1 protein-coding gene is annotated in these 1,702 nt (G+C 65.8%); it reads left to right on the top strand.

Annotated elements, in window-relative coordinates; all coding sequences use genetic code 11:
• Positions 1 to 314: 314 nt before the first annotated feature.
• On the top strand, positions 315 to 1,702 hold a 1,388-nt coding region (locus IAE58_RS19840), incomplete at its 3' end, for a cache domain-containing protein (protein WP_199934795.1).

Here is a 1,702-nt window from a genome sequence, read left to right as displayed (position 1 = left end):
CCCCCCCCCCCCCCCCCCCCCCCCCCCCCCCCCCCCCCCCCCCCCCCGCCTCCCTCCAAGCAACAGCACAGCCGACCAACCGCCATTGCTGTTGCTGTTGCTGTTGCTTCTGCTGTTGCTTCTGCTGTTGCTTCTGCTGTTGCTTCAAACGCCTGCCGCAGGCAGCGAAGCAGCCGCCGCTGCAAGGGAACCTGAATGCGCTCATAGCGCCACCCTCAAATCTCCCCGCCCCCGGCCGATAACCGTTCTGTCACGGCCGGCCGCGCCGTCACCGGTACTGGCGCCGCCCGCCCGTCTCGACCTGGTCCTGCTTCATGAACCTCCTGCATCGCTGGCAACACTACTTCAGCAACCTTTCCGTCCGGCGCAAGCTCAACCTGCTCACGCTGATGATCGCGATCGGCGTGATCGCGCTGTCGGTGATCGCCGCCCGCATGCAGTACCTGGACCTGACCGAAACGCGCAAGGACGCCCTGCGCACTCAGGTCGAACTGACCTACGGCGTACTGGACCACTACAAGCGCCTGGCCGGCACCGGCGAACTGACCGAAGAGGCCGCCAAGGCCGCCGCGCTGCAGGCGCTGGAAGTCATGCGCGCCAACAACGATGCCGACTACTACAACGTGCTGGACACCCAGTACCGCGTGCTGATGCACCCGTTCGCGCCCAAGCGCGTAGGCACCGTGCAGAAGGATTACACCTCCGATGACGGCGTGCCAATCTACTACCTGCAGGTCGGCATGGCCCGCCTCGGCGGCGGCTACACCTACTACCAGACCACCAAGCCCGGCAAGGAAGGCCTGATCGACAAGATCACCTACGCCGGCATGTACGAACCCTGGAAGTGGGTGGTGACCACCGGCGTCTACATGGACGACGTGCAGAGCGACGCCTGGGCCTTCACCGGCATCATGGCGCTGTCCGGTGGCCTGATGGTGCTGATCGTGCTGGGCCTGAGCTGGATCATCGGCAACCGCATCGCCGTACCGCTGAAGCAGGCCACCGCGGTGGCCGAAGGCATTGCGCGCGGCAAGCTGGACAGCCATATCGGCCCGCAGCCGCACGACGAACCGGGCCGCCTGCTCGAATCGATGTCGCGCATGCAGCAGCAGTTGCACGCGGTCATCACCGCCCAGCGCGAAATGGCCCGCCGCCACGATGCCGGTGAACTCAGCTACCGCATCGACGCCGCCGCCTTCCCCGGCGAATACGGCCTGATGGTGCAGGAAACCAACACCCTGGTCGGCAGCCACGTGCAGACCCTGCACGATGTGCTGGACGTGGTGCAGCAGTACGCCGTGGGCGACCTCAGCCGCGACGTGGCGCGCTACCCTGGCGAAAAGGCCGCCATGACCACCACCGTCGATACGGTCAAGGCCAACCTGGGCCGCATCAACGCCGAAATCAAGCAGTTGGCCGCCGCCGCCGCCGCCGGTGATTTCAGCCAGCGTGGCGATGCCCAGCGCTTCAATCACGATTTCCGCGTGATGCTGGAAAACCTCAACGCCATGATGGCGGTCAGCGATGACAACCTGGGCAAGCTCTCGCAGCTGCTGTCGGCCATCGCCGAAGGCGACCTGACCACCCGTATGCACGGCGACTACCAGGGTGTATTCGCCCGCATGCGCGACGATGCCAACAGCACGGTCAGCCAGCTGACCCAGATCGTCGGCCAGATCCAGGCCAGCACCTCCAGCATCAC

The organism is Stenotrophomonas sp. S49 (assembly GCF_016624905.1).
Taxonomy (GTDB): domain Bacteria; phylum Pseudomonadota; class Gammaproteobacteria; order Xanthomonadales; family Xanthomonadaceae; genus Stenotrophomonas.
Note: the sequence above shows the minus strand (reverse complement) of the source record. Positions and strands in the feature narration are given on the sequence as shown.